Genomic DNA, 19,107 nt, shown 5'->3' with positions numbered 1-19,107 from the left:
GCACCTCTACAGCGGTTTGGTGAATCGAAAATGGCTCTGCGTATATCCCTCACGAACGTAAAAGCGGTGGGCGTCCGTGCGCTTCACGCTGGTGGAGAGTTCGGTCAACTCCGCGCCCGCCTCTCGTGCTACGTCTTCCGCCCAGGCCAGCAGCTGGCTGCCAATCTTTAACCCGCGCGCCTGCGGCATCACCACCAGCTCCTGGATCTCGCCGATCCAGCGGGCATGATGCAGGTGAAACTGCATGTGCAGGCCGATCATGCCGACGACCTGTCCGTCCAGCTCGGCAAGCTGGTAGCGCATGTTGTGATCCTGAAGGTTGGCCAGAAATCCGGCGTGAAACGCCTGGTGATCGAACTCTGCCTGCTTCAGTTCACAGATCAGGGCGTAAACAATTTGCGCGTCGTCGGCGGTGGCGGGGCGAAGCTGGCAGTCAGGCATGCTGTCTCTCCTTCTGGCGAATAAGCGATAAAAAGGTCTCGACTGACTGTAGCAAACTTCCGTCGTTATTGAGGACGTGACAGCCCGACGGAGTGTAGCGCGCCGCACGTTCCAGCCGCTGGTCGATCTCACGTGCATTTTCGCGCCCCCGGCTTTGCAGGCGGCTGCGCAGAATATCCGGAGAAACCTGCAGGCAGACCGGCAGCAGCGCCGCTTCGTACCGGGCTTTGGCCTGCGGCAGATGTGCGCGCGAGCCGTTAACCAGCACGTCAAAGCCCGCGTGCAGCCAGAGGTCGATCTCGATGCCGACGCCGTAATAAAAGCCGTTCGCGTGCCAGCTCAGCGCCAGCAGATTTTGCCCGGCGCGGGTAAAAAACTCCTGCTCGCTCAGGGCGATATGGTTTTCACTGCCAGCGTTCGCCGCGCGGGTAATGTAGCGGTGCGCCACCAGCAGCTGTGAATGTTCCCGCTGCCGTAACGCCGACAGCAGGCTGTCTTTTCCCGAGCCGGACGGGCCCATTAACCAGATGAGTCTTCCCATCAGAACACCCTTTTTCCCTGACGCCAGACGTGGTCGATATGAACGTGCTCGCCCTTGCGGTGCGCCAGCACCAGGTCTGCCCGTTTGCCTTCGGCAATCTCACCGCGGTCGTGAAGGTTGAGCGCGCTGGCCGGGTTTTTCGTCACCAGTCGAATCGCCTGCGGCAGCGTAAAGCGGTTGTCCTCGTCTTCTGCAACGCGGAAGGCCGCGTCCAGCAGGCTGGCGGGGTAGTAGTCAGACGAGAGGATATCCAGCAGGCCGAGGGAAGCGAGTTTGCTTGCCGCCACGTTGCCGGAGTGCGATCCGCCGCGCACGATGTTCGGCGCGCCCATCAGCACGTTCATGCCGTGTTTGCGGGAGGCTTCAGCCGCTTCGAACGTGGTGGGAAATTCGGCGATCACGCTGCCAAGCTGGTGGGATTCGCGCACGTGATCGTGCGTGGCGTCGTCATGGCTGGCCAGCGCAATGTTGCGGTCGCGGCACATCGCGGCAATGGAGAGACGGTTCGGCTGCGACCATTGTGCCGCAAGCGCCAGCTGCTCTTCTTCGTAGCGCGCCATCTCCGCGTCGTTGAGCGAGTATTTGCCCTGATAGTATTCACGGTACTTTTCAATGTTGGCGAACTGGCGCTGCCCCGGGGAGTGATCCATCAGGGAGACCAGCGAGACCGGCTCGCGCCCGACCAGCTTTTCAAACAGCGGCAGGGTGGTGTGATGCGGCAGCTCGCAGCGCAGGTGCAGGCGGTGCTCGGCGCGGTTGAGGCCGCGCTTTTGCGTCTCCTCCACGGCGTTGATCATCCTTTCCAGATTTTCCAGACGATCGCCGCCGTCGCGCACGTCGCCGATCGCCACCGCGTCCAGCACCGTGGTGATGCCGCTGGCGACCATCAGCGCGTCGTGGCTGCTCATCGCCGAATGGGCGGGCCAGTCCACCTTCGGGCGCGGGGTGAAGAATTTATCCAGATTATCGGTATGTAGCTCAATCAGCCCCGGCAGCAGCCAGCCGCCTTCGCCGTCCATCGCTTCAGGAGAACGGCTTTGGGTTTCGGCAAAGGCGCGGATGACGCCGTCCTGGATTTCAACCGAACCCTTCACGACCTCATTTTCCAGCACCAGCCTGACATTATTGATAATCATGCGTTTGTCCCCATCGGGTGCAGCCTGTCCGCTACGCGATTGCGGACGGCGTCGTCGTGGAAGATCCCGACGATCGCCGCCCCGCGCGCTTTGGCCTGTTCGATCAGTGCTATCACCGCTGCGCTGTTTTTAGCGTCGAGCGAGGCGGTGGGTTCATCCAGCAGTAAAATCGGATAGTCGACGATAAACCCGCGCGCGATATTCACGCGCTGCTGCTCGCCGCCGGAAAAGGTCGACGGGGCGAGGTGCCACAGGCGCTCCGGCACGTTGAGGCGCGTCAGCAGGCTGGCGGCCCTGGCGGCGCAGGTTTCGCGCGGCACGCCGAGATCCAGCAGGGGCTGCATCACCACGTCCAGGGCGGAGATCCGCGGGATCACCCGCAGGAACTGGCTGACCCAGCCGATCGTTGAGCGGCGCACTTCCAGCACCTTGCGCGCCGGGGCCTGAACCAGATCGACCCACTCTTCGTTATGGCGGATGTGGATGTGGCCTTCGTCCGGTAAATAGTTGGCGTACAGGGAGCGCAGCAGGGTCGATTTACCGCTGCCGGAGTGGCCGTGCAGCACCACGCATTCACCCTGACTCACCTCTAGCGAGGCGTTTTGCAGCACCGGCAGGCGCACGCCATTTTGCTGGTGGAGCACAAAGGTCTTACTGACATTTTCAACGTGGATCATGTTGGCCTCTCAATTCTGTAATACCGAGGACACCAGCAGCTGGGTGTACGGATGATGTGGATCGTCGAGCACGCGATCGGTCAGCCCACTTTCCACCACCTGACCCTGCTTCATCACCAGCAGGCGGTCCGCCAGCAGGCGCGCAACGCCCAGATCGTGGGTGACAATCACCACCGCCAGGTTCAGCTCCACCACCAGGCCGCGCAGCAGGTCGAGCAGGCGGGCCTGCACGGAGACGTCCAGCCCGCCGGTGGGTTCATCCATAAACACCAGCTTTGGATGGGTGACCAGATTGCGGGCAATTTGCAAACGCTGCTGCATACCGCCGGAAAAGGTGGTTGGCAGGTCGTCAAGGCGCGAGGCGGGGATCTCCACCTCCTCCAGCCAGTGCTGTGCGGTGGCGCGGATGTTGCCGTAGTGGCGCGCGCCGGTGGCCATCAGCCGTTCGCCGATATTGCCTCCCGCCGACACCTGACGGCGCAGGCCGTCCATCGGGTGCTGATGCACCACGCCCCACTCGGTGCGCAGCAGGCGACGGCGCTCGGCCTCGCTTATGTCGTAGAGGGAGCGTCCCTGATACAGGATCTCGCCGTGTTGCGGCGTCAGGCGCGCGGAGATGGACTTCAGCAGGGTGGTTTTACCGGAGCCGGACTCGCCGACAATGCCCAGCACTTCGCCCGGCCACAGCTCAAACGACACGTCGCTGAAGCCTTTTCCCGGCGCATAAAGGTGGGTCAGGTTATTAACCGAAAGCAGCGGTTTCATTGGCCGTTCGCCTCGCTCTGTTGGCGGCAGTAATCGGTGTCGGAGCAGACAAACATCCGTTTGCCCGTATCGTCCAGCACCACTTCATCGAGATAGCTGTGTTTGGATCCGCAGATGGCGCACGGCTCGTCCCACTCCTGCACCGTAAACGGGTGATCGTCGAAATCCAGGCTTTCGACACGCGTATACGGCGGCACGGCGTAGATGCGTTTTTCACGTCCGGCACCAAAGAGCTGCAGGGCAGGCATCATGTCCATCTTCGGATTGTCGAATTTTGGGATTGGCGACGGGTCCATCACGTAGCGCCCGTTGACCTTCACCGGGTAGGCGTAGGTGGTGGCGATATGGCCGAAGCGGGCGATGTCTTCATACAGTTTGACCTGCATGATCCCGTACTCTTCCAGCGCGTGCATGATGCGGGTCTCGGTTTCGCGCGGCTCGATAAAGCGCAGCGGCTCCGGGATCGGCACCTGGAAAATCAGAATCTGATCTTCCGTCAGCGGAGTCTCCGGAATGCGGTGGCGGGTCTGGATCAGCGTCGCGTCTTCGGTTTTTTCGGTGGTGTTGACGCCCGTCACGCGCTTAAAGAAGTTGCGGATCGACACGGCGTTGGTGGTATCGTCCGCGCCCTGGTCGATAACCTTCAGCACGTCCGCTTCGCCAATCACGCTGGCGGTGATCTGAATGCCGCCCGTGCCCCAGCCGTACGGCATCGGCATTTCACGGCCACCAAACGGCACCTGATAGCCGGGGATCGCCACTGCCTTAAGGATGGCGCGGCGGATCATGCGTTTAGTTTGCTCATCCAGATAGGCAAAGTTGTAGCCGCTTAAGTTAGCCATTGGCGCGCTCCCGTTGCAGGCGTTTCAGCAGTTCCAGTTCGGCCTGGAAATCGACGTAGTGCGGCAGCTTGAGATGCGAGACAAAGCCTGCGGCCTCGACGTTGTCCGCGTGCGCCAGTACGAACTCTTCGTCCTGCGCCGGACCGGCAATGTGCTCGCCGTAGTCCGGCGCCTGCAGGGCGCGGTCAACCAGCGCCATCGCCATCGCCTTGCGCTCGCCGAGGCCAAACACCAGCCCGTAGCCGCGGGTAAAATGCGGGTCTTCATTCTCTGGCGCGACGAAACCGTTGACCATTTCGCACTCGGTCATCAGCAGTTCGCCGACGTTCACCGCAAAACCCAGCTCTTCCGGCACGATTTCGACGTCGAGATAGCCGCTGCGGATTTCTGCCGCGAACGGGTGGTTGCGCCCGTAGCCGCGCTGTGTGGAGTAGGCCAGCGCCAGCAGATACCCTTCGTCGCCGCGCATCAGCTGTTGCAGACGGGACGAGCGTGAGCACGGGTAGACCGGCGGCGTGCGGGTGACGTCGTCCGGCGTGGCGCCAGTGTCTTCTTCCGCTTTCGCCAGCCCCTGGTTTGCCAGCAGGCTGAAGACGTGCAGAGACGGTTCCTGTTCGACGTCTGAAGTGCTGAGCGTTGGGGCTTCGCCGTTCGCCAGCAGCGTGAAGTCCAGCAGACGATGGGTGTAGTCGTAGGTAGGGCCAAGCAGCTGGCCGCCGGGAATGTCTTTATAAACGGCAGAGATTCGGCGCTCTAGGCGCATTTCCGCCGTGTTCACCGGCTCGCTGACTGCCAGACGGGGAACGGTGGTGCGCCAGGCGCGCAGCAGGAAGATGGCTTCCACGTTATCGCCGCTGGCCTGCTTCAGCGCCAGCGCTGCAAGCTCGCGGTCAGCAACGCCGCCCTCGGTCATCACGCGGTCAACCGCGAGGTTAAGCTGTTGCTCAATCTGGGCGACGCTCAGCTCGGGAAGCTGTTCATCGCCCCGGCGTCTGTGCTCCTGTAAGGCATGAGCGGCGGCGATCGCCTTTTCGCCTCCTTTGACGGCTACGTACATCAGCACACCTCCACGTGGGTAGTCCGCGGGATTGCCAGCAGGCGCTCGCCGCAGGTCAGGATCAGGTCAATGCCGAGCGGGAACGGGTGCGGGCGCTCGGTCAGCTCATGGATGATGCACTCCGGTAGCTGAGGCGCGACCATCCGCTCGTCGGCGATGCCTGCGCCCGTCAGGCGAAGCATGCGGCCACCGCTCAGGCTGGAGACCTGCAAAATCAGCGTGGCGCTGGTTTCCGGTGCGACGGCGCTGCCTTCGCTCAGGGCGTTAAGCTGTTCATGGCTGATCTGTTCGTCGGCGACGGCAAAGACTGCCTGCTGGGGCTGATCGACCAGCGGCGCGCTGGTGTGAAAGCGCAGGTTCTGGCTGGCGATATCGTTCAGCAATGCGCCTGACAGCCATACCGGGGTGTCGTTGTCCGCCAGCGTCAGCAGCACGCTGGTGGAGGCGAGGTTGAGCGGCAGCCAGCCCTGCGAGAGCTGGTGCAAGGAGACAATCACCCCCGGCTCGCTCATGGCCTTCAGCAGGCGACGGAAACTCTGTTGGGCATCCTGGACGGCCAGGGTAAAAGCAGGTTGAAGCGTCATGCGTTGTCTCCGCGAACGAGCGTAAAGAAGTCGACCCGGCTGGTGTTCACTTCGGCCTGACGCGCGGCAAGGCGTGCGGCGCGGTCGGCTTCCAGCGGGGCAATAAGGGTTTCCATTAACGTCTGGAAATGCGGGTGTTCCTGTAAAAGCGCGTCGATCACCGCGCAGCGCTCGGCGTGCGTTTTGTCTCGCCCAAGTACGTAGCTATAACCCAGCGTGCCGCTGTTAAGGCGGATAGCCGCGCGGGTGAGGGTGGCATCGCCGGCGAAGAAGCGCTCGCCGGTGCCGCCCATGCGTGCCTGGATCTGCACCAGGCCGATCTCCGGCGCGCGGATCGTGTCGTAGTCCGGCGTCAGGCCGAGTGCGTTCATGCGGGCGGCCAGCGCAGCAGGCTGGCTATGGGCCAGCACGCGCATCCAGCGCTGTCGGGTGGAGGTGTCGAAGTGCATTCAGTGCTCCATGGTGAATTCAATCATGTCGGCGCGGGTCAGGCTGACGGAGTATTCCGTCGCGTTGATCTCGCCGTCACGGTGGTTGAGGGTGCGCACGCAGAGCAGCGGGGCCATATTGGGGATCTCCAGCACCTTGCTCTCTTTCGCCTGCGCGCGGCGGGCGCTGATGCGCGTCTGGGTGCGTTTGAGCGCGATACCCGTCGCGTCCTGAAGGAAATCATGCAGGGAACCGCTGGCGAAATGTTGCAGCACTGGCCAGAGGGTGAGGTCCGCGAAGTAGTGGTCGATCTGGCAGACCGCCACGCCGTTGACCCGGCGCAACGTACGCAGGTGTACGACGTTGTCACCCTCCTGAATCCCGAGCGCATCCGCCACGTGGTGGGAGGCCGGGCGCAGGACCGAGAGCAGCTTTTCGCTGGTTGGATGGCTACCTTGATCAAGCAGATTCTGGCTAAAACGCGCCTGGGCGTTGAGCGGGTAGTCAAACGGGCGCATCAGCACCAGCACGCCGACGCCCTGACGGCGCTGCACCCAGCCGCGCTCCACCAGCTGGTCAATGGCGCGGCGCAGGGTGTGGCGGTTCACTTCGTAGCGGTCGGCAAGCTGCTGCTCGGCGGGCAGGTAGTCACCGCAGCGGTAATGCGTGCGCAGTTCCACTTCGAGCCTGGCCGCAATCTCTTGCCAGCGGGTAGGGTAACTGGTCGGATGTCTGGATAAGTGCATACCAATCAAAGCCTCGCTAATCAGATGAAGTGCTTACGCAAGCGTTGAGAGAGGAAATCCAGCAGGCTGACGGTGACGATGATAAGCACCATCAGGGCGCAGGTTTGCTGGAACTGGAAACCGCGAATCGCTTCCCACAGGGTGACGCCAATCCCGCCTGCGCCCACCATGCCGACCACGGTGGCGGAGCGAACGTTGGACTCGAAGCGGTACAGCGAGTAGGAGATCAGCAGCGGCATCACCTGCGGCAGGACGCCGTAGAGGATCTCTTCGATTTTGTTGGCGCCGGTTGCGCGAATACCTTCCACCGGGCCGGGCTCGATGGCTTCAACCGCTTCCGAGAGCAGCTTGGAGAGCACGCCGGTGGTGTGGATGAACAGTGCCATCACGCCGGCGAACGGACCCAGGCCAACGGCGACCACGAACAGCATCGCAAAGACCATTTCGTTGATGGCACGACAGGCGTCCATCAGGCGACGCATCGGCTGGTATACCCACCACGGCACGATGTTTTCGGCGCTCATCAGGCCGAACGGAATGGAGAGAACGACGGCGAGGGCGGTGCCCCAGACGGCGATTTGCAGGGTGATCGCCATTTCGCTGAGGTAGTCCTGCCACTGGCTGAAATCCGGCGGGAAGAAGTCGGCGGCGAAGGTCGCCATGTTGCCGGAATCTTTGAAGAGCAGCAGCGGATCCATCTCCGCGCCCTTCCAGGAGATAACGAGTACCGCCAGCAGGATGGCCCAGCTTATGAGCGAGAACCAGCTGCGCTTCGGCGGCGGGAGGGTGATGGTTTGCATGTTGGCTCCTTAATCTGTTCTCCCTCTCCCCCAAGGGAGAGGGGACTTGTGTTACTGCACCGCTTTATTCACGCTCGTCATCGCACCCAGCGCGGCGGTTAGGCGGTCGAGGTCTTCCAGCTGGGCCTGGATTTCAGAGACTTTGCTGGTCTTCTCCTCTTCCTTCAGCCCTTTGTTGTCCTTCACGGCCTGCATCTGCTTAAAAAGCGCCAACTGGCGAATCGGGACCAGCTGCAGATCGCTGGACGCGCGGAACGGTGCCCAGCCCAGACGTTCCAGAACCGCTTTCTCTTCCGGCGTTTTGCCGTAGTTCATAAAGAAGTCGTAGACCTTGTCCTTGGTGCTTTCGGAGAGATTTTTGCGCCAGACGATCGGATCGCCGGGGATCAGCGGGGATTTCCAGATGACCTTCAGCTCTTTCAGCTTGTCAGGCGCGGAGGTTTTCAGCTTGTCGAGGTTTTCGGTGTTGTTGGTGGCAACGTCCACCTGCTTGTTCGCCACGGCCAGCGCGTTGGTTTCGTGGCTGGCGTTGACGGTGCGCTTAAAGTCGCTGGCGGAGATGTTGTTTTTCGCGAAGACGTAGTAACCAGGGACGAGGAAGCCGGAGGTGGAGTTCGGATCGCCGTTACCAAAGGTCAGATCTTTGCGTTTGGCGATCATGTCGTTGAGGTTGTTGATCGGGCTGTCTTTGTTCACGATCAGCACGCTCCAGTATCCTGGAGAACCATCTGCCGCAACGGTCTGGGCAAAGACCTGACCGTTGGCGCGGTCCACCGCTTCCATGGCTGAAAGGTTGCCGTACCAGGCGATGTCCACTTTGTTAAAGCGCATCCCCTGGATGATGCCCGCGTAGTCCGGGGCGAAGAAGGCGTTCACTTTGATCCCCAGTTTGGTTTCCATATCTTTCAGGAACGGTTCCCACTGCGGCTTCAGGTTTTGCTGTGATTCCGTTGAAATGATGCCAAAGTTCAACGCTTTTTCCTGCTCTTCGGCGTACGCCGGGCTTAACAGGGTGCTGATGCTGAACATGCTGGTGAAGGCCAGCGCGGCAACGGCTTTGTAGTTCATTTCCATTCCTCGTTATCGGGGCGTTAAGCAGCCTGCGCGCGTTCTTCGACGCGGTTTACGCTGCGGTAGAGATGGTCAAAACGTTCGTTATCAAACTGGTGGCTGGCGCCATCGAAGAACACGTGGCCCTGACGCAGGGCGACGATGCGCTCGCAGTAGCGCAAGGCGTAATCCACCTGATGCAGCGTCACCACCACGGTGATGCCGTCGTTCTGGTTGATGTCGCGCAGGGTTTCCATCACGATGCGGGCCGACTCCGGATCCAACGAGGCGATGGGCTCATCGGCGAGAATGATTTTGGCTTTCTGCATCAGGGCGCGGGCGATAGCGACGCGCTGCTGCTGCCCGCCAGACAGCGTGGACACGCGCTGGTGGGCGAAGTGCGCCATGCCGACGCGGGTCAGCGCCTGTAAGGCTTCCTGCTTCTGTGATGGGGAGAACCAGCGCAGGCAGGTGCGCCAGAACGGGGTGCTGCCGAGCGCGCCAATCAGCACGTTCTCCAGCACCGTCAGGCGGTTCACCAGGTTGAACTGCTGAAAGATGTAGCCCGTCCGGGCGCGGCTTTTGCGAATATCGCTCGCCAGACGGCCCGCATGCTGCACGGTGTTACCCAGCAGCTCGACGCGGCTTTCCGGCGTTTTATCGCAGGTAATAAGGCCACTTAAGTGACGCAGAAGGGTGGATTTTCCTGAACCGGACGGCCCCAGCAGCGCCACCATTTCGCCCTGCTGGACGGTCAGATCAACGGCATGCAGCGCCTTGTTGTGATTGAAGGTCTTGCTCAGTTTCTCGACGCGGATGACAGTGTGCATGTGCTGGGCCTCACGATAAATGTGGCCTCATGCTGGCGCATCAATATGACATTTGGGTTAAGTGCAGGTTGCGGGAGTTTGAAGAGTTGAGGGGAGTTTGATGACAGGCGGAGGCAGACCGCCCACCGCCCGAAAATTAGTGCTGCTGCTTAACGACGTTAATCATCCACGGCACGCCGTACTTGTCGGTGACCTTACCGAAGCCGTGCGCCCAGAAGGTTTCCTGCCAGGCCATGTCGATATTCCCGCCATCGGCAAGGTTGTCGAACCAGCGCTTGCCTTCTGACACATCCTGCGTGTCGAGCACCAGCGTGAAGCCCGCGTATTGTGCGCTGCTGCCCGGCGGCAGCCCGTCGCTCATCATGATATCGCTGCCCGCAATGCGAACGTTGGAGTGAGCGATAGCCGAATCCGGAAACTGCATGCCGGACGGACAGCCTTCTTCGCTGTTATCGCTTTTTGGCATTTCGCCGAAGGTGATTTTATAGAGGAGTTCTGCGCCGACGGCCTGCTGATAGAAGGCGGTAGCCTCTGCACAGTTGCCGGCAAAAGAGATGTAGGGACTTAACGGCATAATCTTTACCTCACGTAAGAAAAGCCCGTTAAGTGTAGTTCCCGAAAGCCCGGTAAGCGAAGCGCTACCGGGCGGGTTAAATCAGTTCTTTTTCACGAACTCAGATTTCAGTTTCATCGGACCGAAGCCGTCAATTTTGCAATCGATATTATGATCGCCTTCCACCAGACGGATATTCTTCACTTTGGTGCCGATCTTCAGCATGGAAGAGCTGCCTTTCACCTTAAGATCTTTCACCACGGTGACGCTGTCGCCATCCGCCAGCAGATTACCGTTGGCATCTTTGACGACCAGCGCATCAGCGTCCTGCGCTGGCTCGGCATCATTCCATTCGTGTGCACATTCCGGGCAGATGAACATGCCATTATCTTCGTAGGTGTATTCAGAATTGCATTTTGGGCAGTGTGGGAGTTGCATGTCGGTATCCTCAAAAGTGTTAACGCGCTGGAAAATGCCAGCTAAATGACGGCAGAGTGCCGAAAAAGGCGGCAAGTATAACGCAAATCCACACTTTTGTCGGTGCTATTGTGAATTTAAAAAACGCAGAAAATGTGTTGCGAGTGACACTTACTGTCAGTCAGCTAAGCGATGCTAACGTCATTAACACGGTGGAAAGAGAAGTCGCTAAATATATCGAATATTTTATTGCGGCAAATTGCTACGCACCTTCATTTCGGATAAGGTGAAGCAACGCATTGTTATTTATCTTCGAACTTTACTGCCATGCATTTCTTATGTTGGCGGCCTATCCCTCTCTTTTTAGGTGGGTAAATAATGATGATATATCCTGAAGCTTCTTAAAATGGGCCAGGCTTTTTATCTTTTGGCTTTCAGGCCTTGAGGAGAGCTTTACACGCCATGCAGGGATAGCCATTTATTTCTGATTATCTTCAATTAGTTATATTTTGGTGAACATGTTTTCCACACGTGATCATATAAGCCTGAACATCATAATTAATACAAGTGGCTTAATAAAAGTAATAAATTTGCGTTAAGGAAAGGCTTTTATCATGCACACACAGACCATTTTTGAATTAAGTCAGGAAGCTGAGCGTTTGTTACAGCTTGCCCTGCAAAATCTCGATACCCTGAAATCAATGCCGACAGCGAAGCTGGAGAGCACGACGGCTGCTATTACAGGTGAAAAGAACAACGTGCTGCCTTTGCATTTTAGTGCGCGAGGTGTCGAAGCGCAGCAGGCAACGCTGAATAATGAATTACGCAAAATAACACGTCTGGAAATGGTTCTGGCTATCGTTGGCACGATGAAAGCGGGGAAATCGACCACCATTAATGCCATTGTGGGTACCGAAGTGTTGCCGAACCGCAACCGCCCAATGACGGCGCTGCCTACGCTGATACGTCATACGCCAGGTCAGAAAGAGCCGGTTCTCCACTTCTCACATGTCTCTCCTATTGATGATTTGATTCACCTGCTGCAGAAAAAGCTTGGCGATTACGATCGCGGCAAGCTGGCTCTGCAACTGGAAATTGATAAGGACATGAATACGCTGCTGGAGCGTATTGAGAAAGGCGAGGCCTTTGAAAAGCATCATCTCGGGGCGCAGCCAATATTTCATTGCCTGAAAAGTCTCAATGACCTGGTGAGGCTCTCCCAGGCGCTGGGCGTGGCGTTTCCGTTCTCTGAATACGCGGCCATCGAACATATTCCGGTGATTGAAGTGGAGTTCGTGCATCTTGCGGGTCTGGATGCCCACCTCGGGCAGCTGACGCTGCTCGATACTCCCGGCCCCAATGAGGCCGGACAACCGCATCTGCAAAAAATGCTTAGCGAACAGTTAGCCCGCGCGTCGGCGGTGCTGGCGGTGATGGATTATACCCAGCTTAAATCTATTTCTGATGAAGAGGTCCGTCAGGCTATTTCGGTTGCGGGGAAATCAGTGCCTCTGTATGCGCTGGTGAATAAATTCGACCAGAAGGATCGCAATAGCGACGATGAAGAGCAGGTCAGGGCGATGATCTCGGGGACCTTAATGAAAGGCACTATTTCGCCTGGCCAGATCTACCCTGTTTCCTCTATGTGGGCGTATCTGGCAAACCGCGCCCGCAACGAGATGAATGCCCGCGGACGCCTGCCGGATCATCAGGAGCAGCCCTGGGTGCAGGATTTTGCCGAAGCCGCACTCGGACGCCGCTGGCGTTCGGCGGACCTGGACGATATAAACCATATCCGTCACGCAGCCGATTTGCTCTGGGAAGATTCGCTGTTTGAACAGCCGATACGCAAACTGATTTACGCCGCCTATGCCAATGCCTCGCTATTCGCGCTGCGCTCGGCCTCGCATAAGCTGCTCAACTACGCGCAAAATGCCCGGGAGTATCTCGACTTCCGCTATCAGGGGCTGACGGTGGCCTTTGAGGGGCTGGAACTGAACATCGCGCGTCTTGAAGAGGATATGGCGCTGCTGCAGACGCGCCAGAGCGCGGTGAGCGATGAGGTGAAACATGAAGTTGACCAGGCGCTGAACGCGACCGCGGACTTTATGGAGGCCGAAAAATCGGCGCTTCACCAGGCAGTGGGCCATGTGTTCAGCCCTCAAAATATTCTTGATTTGGCAGGTATTGAGCGGCTGAATCGCCGCAGTGACAAACAGCAAGAGCGGGAACCGCTGGTTCTGGATGATGAAGGTCAGGCGCAGATCGTCCTGAGTAAAATTCGCTCCTCCTGTGAACTCATCATGCTGGATGCGCAGGCAAAAATTGCCCGGGAGCTGGCGTTACGCTTCGATCAGCTGGAATCTACGCTGGCGCGCTCGCTGAATGACGCTATCCGCCCCATTGAAACGCGTATAAAAGAGCATCTGAGCCATGCCGGCTTCCGGGCGCGGATCAGCTTCCCGGCCTTTCAGGCAAACCAGCTTGACTTCAATACGCGCGCGCTGTTTAACGATGCCATTGCACAGGATAACCGCCCGGCAGGTCAACTTTCCGCCGGGAGCAGTATGCGTGAAACCGTTTCGCGTTGGCTCAATAATCCGGGCTGGGGCTGGGATGAGTATGTGGTCACGCGCACGCACTATGTTATCGACATTGCGCAACTGCATGACAAATTTAAGCAACATATTGATCAGTTTTGTGAACAAATACGTAAAGCTTTATCCGCGCAGGTCGATGTCTCTGTTACGGCCGGAATGGCGACGTTCTTTGCAGAATTTTCGTTATGCCTGACCGGGTTACAGGAAAGCTTGCGTGATAGCCTCGCAGTGCGTCAACAAAATGAGCATTCAACCCGAGCGCTCAGCCAGCTGTTGAAGCAAAGCATTACGACTGCGACGTGGATTCAGGAAGATACCCGACTGTTACGCGATGACATTCAAACTTTATTCGCAGCAGAGCAACCATGACAACACAGCTACTGGACGGTCCCGGGCGGACGCTGGAGTGTATTCATCCCAGGTTTATGGTCGATCTTGTGCAGGGCGTGGACGCGGCGCGCCATCCCCATCTGGGGCCGCAGCAGCTGCAGTTTCGTGAACGTTTGACTCAGGAGATCATGACGCATACCCGGCTACGGCCTTGGGCGATGGCGGGAATGCTTAACGAGAACGCGGCCCTGCGCCTGGGGCTGGCGGAAAAACTCGCCGGCATGTTGGATCCGGGCCATCTTGCGCTGACGCTGATGGCCGATAAACTGACTGCACTGTGCCAGCAGGCTCACCTGCGCGCTCAGCCATCTCCCGGCCTGCTTGAACAGTATGCGGAGCTCTCCTCTCATTTTACCCAACGTGCCGCCTATAAAGAAAAGGCGCTGACCCAGCGTGGACTGACGGTACAGGCGGGCGAGCACAGTGAACAAATTTTCACCCGCTGGCGAGCCGGTCACTATGATGGCTGGTCTTTGGCCGGGCGCTGCTTCATTGTTCTGGAAGAGCTGCGCTGGGGAGCATTTGGCGATGCCTGCCGTCTGGCGAACAACGATGTGTCGGCCATGCTCAAGGATAATTTACGCAGCATGGCCGCCAACTACCTCGCACAGGGCATCAATGCGTCTCCCACAACGCGCCATTTCTATCATCAATGGCTGACCACACCCGCTTCGGCGGGTTTAATCGATCACAAAGACATGCTGGGCTGGCTGGGCGACTGGTGTCAGGCGGATATACACCCGGTGAGTTGGTCAGTGACGCAAAACTGGCAGACCGTCGCGCTGGGTATGCCGAGGCTGTGTTCGGCAAAACGGCTGGTGGATGCGATGGTGGAAGAGATTTTTGGTTGAACCCCTCATCCTGACCCTCTCCCCCCAGGGGAGAGAGGATGGCTGGCGCGGTGTGTTAGTGATTCATTTCTATCGGTTTCGGTTCAGGCGGGATCTCTTGCACATTTCCGTAGCGTTTCGCGTATAGCGCCGTGATGATGGGCACCAGGATTGCGGTGACAATCACGCTGGCGGCAACCAGTGCCGTCGCGGACGCGGCCACCGGTTCGAAGGCCGGGTTAATCTGGGCGATAATCACCGGATTTGCAACGGCAGCGCCTGCGGCTGAAGAGGCGGCGACGCCCGCCGTGCCGTTTCCTCCCCCGATTACGCGGTCAGCAATGATCAGCGGAATACCGGTGATGATGATAACCGCGACACCCAGCACAATCCCCAGCAGTCCCGTATCCAGAATCACGTTCAGGTTGATGGTATTACCCAGCGCAAAGCCAAAGAATGGGATCAGCACCGGCGTGGCTTTGCTGAAGAAATCACGCAGATCGTGATCCAGATTGCCCAGCGCGAAGCCGATCAGGAATGGCAGGATCGCGCCGACAAAATGATGGGGCTCAAAAGAAGCCAGGCCAGCGGACCCCAGGATCAACATCGTCATGAGCGGGCCGGACTCCAGAGACATCAAAACAAACGCGCCGGACTCCTCTTTCGTTCCGTACTGGTTCATCAGGCTTGCATACAGCCCGCCGTTGGTCATGTCCATCGCCGAGACAATCGCCAGGACGGATAACCCGGCGAAGAAACCGGTCTGAATTCCATTTTCAGGAATGAACATCGCGCATATCATTGCGACCACCCAGGCAACCGCTATTTTGGTTATTACCAGCGTTCCGGATTTGCGTAATACGGTACCGGTTGCCCGCAAATTAATGGATGCGCCGATACAAAAGAACCAGACCGCCAGGATGGGAACGGTACCCGTAATCATCCCCTTTGTGAAACCACCAAAATAAGCTCCGGTTTCAGGTGCTAATGTATTCAGAATAGCACCGAGTACCAGCGGCACCAGCATCATACCACCCGGTATGCGTTCTATCGTGGCTTTAATCTTCATCTCTAACCCTCACAATTTCGCCTCTCATGGTGAGCGACAGGTGCGAATAAAAAAATCAATAAATTCAATTTGATGAAGGGTGCTCTTGATGATTGGTTTGTGATAACCCTGCACCGAAATTCAGTCAGCGCTCTCGTTTCCTGTCGTCAGAAAACATGCGTCGCTATGTTTCAGGAATTATCATGCGATCGATGGAATATTGATTCAATGAAAATAAAACGGTGTTTTAGTTATCTTCATCACATATTGAATGTAAACTTTAAGACCCGTTGTGAGAGCTGAAAATTTATGTAAATCTCTTGTAAAAAATATGGTTTTTTATTCTGTTGGGAAAAGAAAAAGGATGAGGGCGTAAATGGGGGCTCTGGAAGGTTGAGAAAGTACTTATTTGCGGTAGTTGACAAAAACTGTCTTCACCTGACGCAGTATAAATATATGTGTGAAGTTGATCACAAATATAAACGCTGGTAGGGTAAAAAGGTCATTAACTGCCCAGACAGGCGTCAACAGGTTCGGTTGTATCGACGGTAAACGTCAATGTAAGTAAACCTGCTACGCTTGAAGATGGAGGTTCGCACGGAGCGGATCTCGGGTTCACAGAGTGCGAGTTGGCTGTGGAACGGACAGGGCTAAGTCTACGAGGAAAGCTATGCTAAGAAGGAAAAAGGTTAAACCCATTACGCTTCGCGACGTCACCATTATTGATGACGCTAAACTGCGTAAAGCGATCACCGCCGCCTCGCTCGGTAATGCGATGGAATGGTTCGATTTCGGTGTCTACGGCTTTGTTGCCTATGCATTAGGTAAAGTGTTCTTCCCCGGTGCTGACCCTAGCCTGCAGATGATTGCCGCGCTGGGTACATTCTCCGTTCCTTTCCTGATCCGCCCGCTGGGTGGTCTGTTCTTCGGTATGCTCGGTGACAAATACGGTCGCCAGAAAATACTCGCTATCACCATTGTCATTATGTCGATCAGTACGTTCTGTATCGGCCTAATACCGTCCTATGCCACGATCGGCATCTGGGCACCTATTCTGCTGTTGCTCTGTAAGATGGCGCAGGGCTTCTCCGTCGGGGGCGAGTATACCGGGGCGTCGATCTTCGTCGCGGAGTATTCCCCTGACCGTAAGCGCGGCTTCATGGGCAGTTGGCTGGACTTCGGTTCGATTGCCGGGTTTGTGATGGGTGCGGGCGTCGTGGTTCTGATTTCAACCGTGGTCGGTGAGGAGAACTTCCTCGACTGGGGCTGGCGTATCCCGTTCTTTATCGCGCTCCCACTGGGTATTATCGGTCTTTACCTGCGACATGCGCTGGAAGAGACACCTGCGTTCCAGCAGCACGTTGATAAACTGGAGCAGGGCGACCGCGAAGGGCTGCAGGACGGCCCGAAAGTGTCCTTTAAAGAGATCGCGACAAAGCACTGGCGCAGCCTGCTGACCTGTATTGGTCTGGTGATTTCCACCAACGTTACTTACTACATGCTGCTGACCTACATGCCGAGCTATCTGTCGCATAACCTGCACTACTCGGAAGATCACGGCGTGCTGATTATTATCGCCATCATGGTGGGTATGCTGTTTGTACAGCCGATTATGGGTCTGCTGAGTGACCGCTTTGGCCGTCGACCGTTTATCATCCTGGGTAGCGTAGCGCTGTTCGCGCTGGCGATCCCGGCGTTTATTCTGATCAACAGTAACGTGCTGGGTCTGATTTTCGCGGGTCTGCTGATGCTGGCGGTGATCCTGAACTGCTTTATCGGGGTGATGGCATCCACATTACCTGCGATGTTCCCGACGCACATTCGTTATAGTGCGCTGGCGGCGGCGTTCAACATCTCCGTTCTGATTGCCGGCCTGACGCCTACGCTTGCCGCCTCTCTGGTGGAAAGCACGCAGAACCTGATGATGCCAGCCTACTACCTGATGGTTATTGCGGTAGTCGGCCTGGCGACCGGCCTGACCATGAAGGAGACGGCGAACCGTCCTCTGAAAGGGGCGACGCCTGCGGCATCTGATATTCAGGAAGCGAAAGAAATCCTGCGCGAGCATTACGATAACGTTGAGCAGAAAATTGAGGATATCGACGCAGAGATTGAAGAGCTGCAGAAGAAACGCTCCCGTCTTGTTGATCAACATCCACGCATTAACGAGTAATAAAGAAACCCGCCAACGGCGGGTTTTCTTTTATTAGCATCCGGCGGCGATGTAGTCGCCGTTGGCGCTAATGGGGATGACGGTCAGGAACAGGACGGTCGCGAACAGGATCAGGATGATACCTCCGGCAATTTTAACTGCCGGTACCAGCCATCTGAACGCGCTATCTCCCCCGAACCATGCCACCGTGCGTTCACGGGCATAACGAACCGCCAGTGATAGCCCCATAATAGCGAGTGCCGTTCCTAAAGACATGGTCATAACGGCCGCCATTCCCCAGGTGACAATGCCCAGCGCGTTCGAAAACATCAGAATCATGATTGCACCGCTGCACGGACGTGCGCCAATCGCCAGAATGACGCCCAGACGTGTTTTCCAGTCACCTTGTGTCAGATCTGCGCCCACGCCGTGATGACCACAGCCACAGTGTTCATCGTGCTGATGAAGGGGAGTGATGGCTGAGATCCTTATTCTTTGAGGCCGCAGGCTTTTCAGCGCCTGGTAAATGATGAAAGCACCAAACGCGCCAATCAGCACGGCGCTTATCTTCTCGACATACCAGCGGCTGGTGCTGATATCCCCTGACGCGAGGTTAAATCCTACTGCCAGAATAAAGACAAACAGAATGGCGCTGACGCCCTGCATCAGGCTGCCAAGAAAGGGAACGGTGCGTGCGGCCAGTTCGCTCTCCTTATTTGTGCTCAGGTAGGTTGTCACGATGAACTTCCCGTGCCCCGGCCCGATGGCGTGAAGGACGCCATAAAAGAAAGCGCCTGTTAAGAGCCATAATCCACCGCTGTACTGGTTGTTATTAAGCTGCAGGAGATACATCACCAGATAACGGTGCAGCGTAATCTGAGTGGCAAGGCACCACTGGATAAAGGCGTTCCAGTGCGTATGCAGCGTAAAAGCGGCGAAGAGGATGGCCAGCAGCATCAATCCGGCCGAAGGGAGGCGCCAGTCGCGAGGCAGGCGTTGTGTATTCATCAGGGGGAGCTCTGCGGAAAAGAATATTTGCCGCTAGTATAGTTGATCTTCTCTTTCAGTTCGCAGGATCGCATCAGGATCTTGCTGTAATTGTGGATAAGTCTGTGCGTAAAAGGGTATAAATCGGGGTTTTGCTGGGGAATGCAGCAGTCAGTCATTTTTTTGCAACTTTTCTGTTGCGGGCTGCGGATAACTCCCTATAATGCGCCTC

20 protein-coding genes are annotated in these 19,107 nt (G+C 57.4%); 3 read left to right on the top strand and 17 right to left on the bottom strand.

Annotated elements, in window-relative coordinates:
- Positions 1-6 precede the first annotated feature (6 nt).
- The 15 genes from phnO to IM295_RS18545 form a co-directional block, all read right to left on the bottom strand.
- Positions 7-441, bottom strand: a complete 435-nt coding sequence (phnO, locus tag IM295_RS18615) for an aminoalkylphosphonate N-acetyltransferase (protein ID WP_059357322.1) — start codon at positions 439-441, stop codon at positions 7-9.
- Entirely contained in the window at positions 434-985 is a 552-nt protein-coding gene (gene phnN, locus IM295_RS18610) for a ribose 1,5-bisphosphokinase (protein ID WP_028015204.1), read from the bottom strand. Before phnN ends, phnO begins: the two co-directional genes overlap by 8 nt.
- On the bottom strand, positions 982-2,118 hold the full coding sequence (phnM, locus tag IM295_RS18605) for an alpha-D-ribose 1-methylphosphonate 5-triphosphate diphosphatase (RefSeq protein WP_193067159.1): 1,137 nt from the start codon (positions 2,116-2,118) through the stop codon (positions 982-984). The genes phnN and phnM overlap by 4 nt, the downstream gene beginning before the upstream one ends.
- Positions 2,115-2,795, bottom strand: coding sequence for a phosphonate C-P lyase system protein PhnL (gene phnL, locus IM295_RS18600; RefSeq protein WP_047366876.1), 681 nt, complete (start codon positions 2,793-2,795; stop codon positions 2,115-2,117). The genes phnM and phnL overlap by 4 nt, the downstream gene beginning before the upstream one ends.
- Positions 2,796-2,804: 9 nt before the next feature.
- Positions 2,805-3,560, bottom strand: a complete 756-nt coding sequence (gene phnK / locus IM295_RS18595; RefSeq protein ID WP_048998768.1) for a phosphonate C-P lyase system protein PhnK — start codon at positions 3,558-3,560, stop codon at positions 2,805-2,807.
- Positions 3,557-4,402: an alpha-D-ribose 1-methylphosphonate 5-phosphate C-P-lyase PhnJ gene (gene phnJ, locus IM295_RS18590; protein WP_193067158.1), complete on the bottom strand. Its 846-nt coding sequence runs from the start codon at positions 4,400-4,402 to the stop codon at positions 3,557-3,559. The genes phnK and phnJ overlap by 4 nt, the downstream gene beginning before the upstream one ends.
- On the bottom strand, positions 4,395-5,459 hold the full coding sequence (locus IM295_RS18585; protein WP_193067157.1) for a carbon-phosphorus lyase complex subunit PhnI: 1,065 nt from the start codon (positions 5,457-5,459) through the stop codon (positions 4,395-4,397). The genes phnJ and IM295_RS18585 overlap by 8 nt, the downstream gene beginning before the upstream one ends.
- The gene (gene phnH, locus IM295_RS18580) at positions 5,459-6,043 is read right to left on the bottom strand and encodes a phosphonate C-P lyase system protein PhnH (protein WP_045630769.1); all 585 of its coding nucleotides are present in this window, start codon (positions 6,041-6,043) and stop codon (positions 5,459-5,461) included. Before phnH ends, IM295_RS18585 begins: the two co-directional genes overlap by 1 nt.
- On the bottom strand, positions 6,040-6,492 hold the full coding sequence (phnG, locus tag IM295_RS18575; RefSeq protein ID WP_028015211.1) for a phosphonate C-P lyase system protein PhnG: 453 nt from the start codon (positions 6,490-6,492) through the stop codon (positions 6,040-6,042). The genes phnH and phnG overlap by 4 nt, the downstream gene beginning before the upstream one ends.
- Positions 6,493-7,218: a phosphonate metabolism transcriptional regulator PhnF gene (gene phnF / locus IM295_RS18570; protein ID WP_028015212.1), complete on the bottom strand. Its 726-nt coding sequence runs from the start codon at positions 7,216-7,218 to the stop codon at positions 6,493-6,495.
- Positions 7,219-7,238: 20 nt separating this feature from the next.
- Complete coding sequence (gene phnE / locus IM295_RS18565; protein WP_028015213.1) at positions 7,239-8,018, bottom strand: phosphonate ABC transporter, permease protein PhnE; 780 nt, start codon at positions 8,016-8,018, stop codon at positions 7,239-7,241.
- 51 nt (positions 8,019-8,069) lie between these two features.
- Positions 8,070-9,086, bottom strand: coding sequence for a phosphonate ABC transporter substrate-binding protein (gene phnD, locus IM295_RS18560; RefSeq protein ID WP_028015214.1), 1,017 nt, complete (start codon positions 9,084-9,086; stop codon positions 8,070-8,072).
- 23 nt (positions 9,087-9,109) lie between these two features.
- Complete coding sequence (gene phnC, locus IM295_RS18555) at positions 9,110-9,898, bottom strand: phosphonate ABC transporter ATP-binding protein (protein ID WP_041911507.1); 789 nt, start codon at positions 9,896-9,898, stop codon at positions 9,110-9,112.
- A 136-nt stretch (positions 9,899-10,034) separates the two neighbouring features.
- On the bottom strand, positions 10,035-10,472 hold the full coding sequence (gene yjdN / locus IM295_RS18550; RefSeq protein ID WP_028015216.1) for a VOC family metalloprotein YjdN: 438 nt from the start codon (positions 10,470-10,472) through the stop codon (positions 10,035-10,037).
- 81 nt (positions 10,473-10,553) lie between these two features.
- Complete coding sequence (locus IM295_RS18545; RefSeq protein WP_028015217.1) at positions 10,554-10,889, bottom strand: zinc ribbon domain-containing protein YjdM; 336 nt, start codon at positions 10,887-10,889, stop codon at positions 10,554-10,556.
- Between the two features lie 593 nt (positions 10,890-11,482).
- Between IM295_RS18545 and crfC the strand changes: the two genes are divergently transcribed.
- Positions 11,483-13,837 (top strand): clamp-binding protein CrfC, encoded by a 2,355-nt coding sequence (crfC, locus tag IM295_RS18540; protein WP_193067156.1) that lies wholly within the window; start codon positions 11,483-11,485, stop codon positions 13,835-13,837.
- Positions 13,834-14,709: a diguanylate cyclase regulator RdcB family protein gene (locus tag IM295_RS18535; RefSeq protein ID WP_028015219.1), complete on the top strand. Its 876-nt coding sequence runs from the start codon at positions 13,834-13,836 to the stop codon at positions 14,707-14,709. The genes crfC and IM295_RS18535 overlap by 4 nt, the downstream gene beginning before the upstream one ends.
- 55 nt (positions 14,710-14,764) lie before the next feature.
- Here IM295_RS18535 and kdgT read toward each other — a convergent pair whose 3' ends face one another.
- A complete protein-coding gene (gene kdgT, locus IM295_RS18530) occupies positions 14,765-15,757 on the bottom strand; it encodes a 2-keto-3-deoxygluconate transporter (RefSeq protein ID WP_028015220.1) in 993 nt (330 codons plus the stop codon).
- 649 nt (positions 15,758-16,406) lie between these two features.
- On the opposite strand from kdgT, the gene proP reads away from it, so the two are divergent.
- On the top strand, positions 16,407-17,909 hold the full coding sequence (proP, locus tag IM295_RS18525) for a glycine betaine/L-proline transporter ProP (RefSeq protein ID WP_028015221.1): 1,503 nt from the start codon (positions 16,407-16,409) through the stop codon (positions 17,907-17,909).
- 33 nt (positions 17,910-17,942) lie between these two features.
- On the opposite strand, the gene IM295_RS18520 is transcribed toward proP, so the two are convergent.
- Complete coding sequence (locus IM295_RS18520) at positions 17,943-18,896, bottom strand: nickel/cobalt transporter (protein ID WP_193067155.1); 954 nt, start codon at positions 18,894-18,896, stop codon at positions 17,943-17,945.
- Between the last annotated feature and the right edge of the window lie 211 nt (positions 18,897-19,107).

The sequence above is a fragment of the Enterobacter cloacae complex sp. P14RS genome, assembly GCF_014895895.1.
Taxonomy (GTDB): Bacteria; Pseudomonadota; Gammaproteobacteria; order Enterobacterales; family Enterobacteriaceae; genus Enterobacter; species Enterobacter bugandensis.
The sequence above is the reverse complement of the archived record's forward strand: the minus strand, read 5'-3'. Positions and strand labels throughout refer to the sequence as shown.